Here is a 3,006-nt window from a genome sequence, read left to right as displayed (position 1 = left end):
ACCTCATGACCCACAACATCTAGGGAGGGGGCGCGCTGCCGCGTCCGGGGTCGGGACTACGCTCGGGGCCATGTCCGCCGCCCCGCCGCCGCCCGCCTTCGGCACCGTCCTGCACCACCGCGCCCACGGGATGGCCCCGGGGGAGTCCATCTCCCCGCCGCTGGTCCACGCGAGCGCGTTCCACCTGCCCGGCGCGGACCCGGACGGCGCCCCCACCGCCCCCGGCGCGGACGTGCCTTTCCAGTACGCGCGCTGGGCCACGCCCACCTGGTCCGCGCTCGAGGCCGCCCTGGGCGCGCTGGAGGACGCCGACGTCGCCGTGGTCCCCTCCGGCATGGCCGCGATCGCCGCCGTCCTGCTGCCCCTGCTGCACCCGGGGGACCGCGCCCTCCTGCCCGCGGACGGCTACGGGCCCACCCGCGCCCTCGCCGCCGAGCACCTCACGCCCCGAGGCGTGCACGTGGACCTGGTCGCCACCCAGGGGCTCGCCCATGCGGACCTGAGCGGCTACGACCTGGTGCTCGTGGAGACCCCCTCCAACCCGGGGCTGCGCGTGGCGGACCTGGCGGACGTCGCCGCCCGCGCCCACGCGAACGGCCGCCGGGACGGCGCGGGGGCCCTCGTGGTGGTGGACAACACGCTGCTGACCCCCCTGGGGCAGCGCCCGCTGGAGCTGGGGGCGGACGTGGTCGTGGCCTCGGACACGAAGGCCGTCAACGGGCACACGGACGCCCTCGGCGGGCACGTGGCCAGCCGGGACCCGCAGGTGATGGCGCGGGTGCGCGGCTGGCGGACCCTGGCCGGCGGGATCCTGGGCACCCACGAGGCCTGGCTCATCCACCGCGGTCTGGAGACCCTCGAGGTCCGCTTCGCCCGCATGTGCGCGTCGGCGCTCGCGGTCGCCGAGCTCGCGACCGGGCACCCGGCCGTGCACGCGGTGGCCTACCCGGGGCTGCCGGACCACCCGGACGCGGCGATCGTCGCGCGCCAGATGACGGCGGCGGGCGGCGTCGTCGGGCTGGAGTTCGCGGACGCGGCCGCGGCGGAGCGGTTCATCGGGGCGGCCGCGTACGTGGTGGCGCAGACGAGCTTCGGCGGCACCCACACCGCGGCGGAGCGCCGCGCCCGCTGGGGCGACGACGTCCCGGCCGGCTTCGTGCGCCTGTCCGTGGGCGTCGAGCCGACGGCGGAGCTGCTCGCCGATCTCACCCGGGCGCTGGACGCCGCGGCCGAACCCGCCTGAGCCCGGCCCTGCCCGCCTGAGCCGGGCCCGGCTACGCTCGCGAATCAGTCCCCGCCGCCCCGCCCCAGGAGACCCGCCCCCATGCAGCTCGACCTGATCGTGGAGAACGCCCGCCTCCTCACCGGCGACCCCGCCCGCCCGTCGGCCTCGCGGCTGGGGGTGTGGCGGGGCATCGTCGCCGGGGTGGACGAGGAGCTGGACGGCCTCGCAGCACGCGAACGCCTCGACGCGCGGAGGCGCACCGTCCTCGCCGGGTTCAACGACGCCCACGCGCACAGCGTCTGGTTCGGCCAGTCCCGGCTGGACGTGGACCTCGAGGGTGCGCGCACCGCGGAGGAGGTCCACCGCCGGGTCCGCGCCCGCGCCGCCGAGCTCGACCCCGGCGCCTGGGTGACGTGCACCGGCTTCGACCCCGGCCACCTCACCGGCCCCCAGCCGGACCGGGACAGCCTCGACGCCGCCGCCTCCGGGCGCCCCGTGCTCATCCGCCACAACACGGGCCACGCCGTCACGGTGTCCGGGGCGGTGCTGGTCCTGGCCGGCGTGGGGGAGCAGGTGCTGCAGCAGCCCGAGGGCGGGCGGATCCTCACGGACGCCGCCGGCCGCCCCACCGGCCTGTTGGAGGAGACCGCCATGAGCCTGGTGACCCGGCTGCTGCAGCCGGAGTCCCACGAGCACATCGGCGCGTGCCTGGCGCGGGCCTCGCAGGAGTACGCGGCCGAGGGCATCACCTCGGTGACGGATGCGGGGGTGGCCGGCGGGTGGATCGGGCACAGCCCGCTCGAGTTCGGCGCGTATCAGCGCGCCCGGGACGCGGGGCTGCTGCGCACCCGCTTCCAGACGATGGTCACCCTGGACGCGCTGCACTCGGTGGACGGCCATCCCGACGACGGCACGCACCTCACCCTCGACGCCGGCGTACGCACGGGGGTGGGCGACGAGTGGCTGCAGATCGGGCCGGCGAAGGTGTTCACGGACGGGTCGATGCTCGGGCAGACCGCCGCGATGACCGAGGACTACTGCGGGCACGGCCACGGCCGCGGCTACCTGCAGCAGGACGCGGGGGAGATGCGCCGGGCGTGCCTCGGTGCGGCGGCCGCCGGCTGGGCCCTGGCCCTGCACGCGATCGGCGACGCCGCCCTCGACTTCGCCCTCGACGTGATCGCCGAGGCGCGGGGCCGGTTCGGGCGGCCCGTGATGCCGCACCGCGTGGAGCACGGCGGGGTGGTCCGCGACGACCAGGTGGCCCGCATGGCCGAGCTGGAGGTCGTGATGGCCACCCAGCCGAACTTCATCGGTGCGTTCGGCGGGTCGGTGCGGGAGCGGATCGGGCCGGAGCGGGCCGCGCTCTCGTACCCGGCCGGCCGGCTGCTGCGCGCGGGCCTGGTGCTGCCCGGCAGCTCGGACCGCCCCGTGGCCGGCGGCCGCCCGCTGGAGGTCATCCAGGACTTCGTGCTGCGCCGCACCGAGACCGGCGAGCAGTACGGCCCCGACGCGGAGCGGCTCACGGTGGCCGAAGCCCTGCACGCCTACACGGTCGGCTCCGCGGAGGCGACCGGCTGGGGCGGCCGCAAGGGACGGCTCGTCGCAGGCCAGCTCGCGGACTTCACGGTGCTCAGCGAGGACCCGCGCGCGGTGCCGAGCGACCAGATCGCGGCGATCGACGTCGTCGCCACCGCCGTGGGCGGGGAGTTCGTGCACGGCGGGCTGTGACGCCCGGCCCCGGCCCCGGCGCCCCGCGACGAGCCCTGCGATATGGCCCC

At 77.2% G+C, this 3,006-nt stretch carries 2 protein-coding genes; both read left to right on the top strand.

Going from position 1 to position 3,006, the window contains the following annotated elements:
• Positions 1-70: 70 nt before the first annotated feature.
• Complete coding sequence (locus SJ20_RS06510) at positions 71-1,243, top strand: cystathionine gamma-lyase (protein WP_044659353.1); 1,173 nt, start codon at positions 71-73, stop codon at positions 1,241-1,243.
• Positions 1,244-1,324: 81 nt separating this feature from the next.
• The gene (locus SJ20_RS06505) at positions 1,325-2,956 is read left to right on the top strand and encodes an amidohydrolase (protein WP_044659352.1); all 1,632 of its coding nucleotides are present in this window, start codon (positions 1,325-1,327) and stop codon (positions 2,954-2,956) included.
• Positions 2,957-3,006 lie beyond the last annotated feature (50 nt).

Source organism: Micrococcus sp. MS-ASIII-49 (genome assembly GCF_000946635.1).
GTDB classification, from domain to species: Bacteria; Actinomycetota; Actinomycetes; order Actinomycetales; family Micrococcaceae; genus Micrococcus; species Micrococcus luteus.
The sequence above is the reverse complement of the archived record's forward strand: the minus strand, read 5'-3'. Positions and strand labels throughout refer to the sequence as shown.

Excerpts from the sequence above, each read along its gene's own strand:
- SJ20_RS06510 (WP_044659353.1), top strand. The coding sequence starts at position 71 with ATGTCCGCCGCCCCGCCGCCGCCCGCCTTCGGCACCGTCCTGCACCAC.
- SJ20_RS06505 (WP_044659352.1), top strand. The coding sequence starts at position 1,325 with ATGCAGCTCGACCTGATCGTGGAGAACGCCCGCCTCCTCACCGGCGAC.